General features: G+C 50.6%; 1 protein-coding gene. It reads left to right on the forward strand.

What is annotated here, in order from left to right; translation table 11 throughout:
* Nucleotides 1-341, forward strand: a 341-nt coding sequence (locus NE664_14470; GenBank protein MCQ4727839.1) for an appr-1-p processing, incomplete at its 5' end; no start/stop codon positions are given.
* Between the last annotated feature and the right edge of the window lie 82 nt (nucleotides 342-423).

Consider the following 423-nt stretch of genomic DNA (forward strand, 5'->3'; position numbering starts at 1 on the left):
AGTGGACAGAGGAAGTGGGCGGCAAGACGGCGAAGCTGTTAGGCCGGGTATCAGCCCAGCCGGTTGAAAAGGACGGCCGCTGGTTTCTGATTGCCAATCTTTACGGCCAGGACGACTACGGGAAAACCGGTGTCTACACCGACTATGAAGCCCTGGAAAAAGCGTTGGAAGAGATCTGTGAGTTTTTAACCGTGCGGGGAAGGAACGAGACAGCCGCGTTCCCGCAGGGAATGGGATGTGGATTTGGAGGCGGTGACTGGGACGTTGTAGAAGCCATCATTATGCGTGTATTCGAAGATTACCCGGGAGAGGTACAGATCTGGAAGTATGACGGAAAATAAATGGAATGAGATACCAATAAGCAGCTTTAGAAAGGATATTGAATGAAAGACAAGTTTGTGATTGTAGACGGCTCTTCCATGC

Origin of the sequence: Anaerotignum faecicola (assembly GCA_024460105.1) — a bacterium.
Lineage (GTDB): Bacteria > Bacillota > Clostridia > Lachnospirales > Anaerotignaceae > JANFXS01.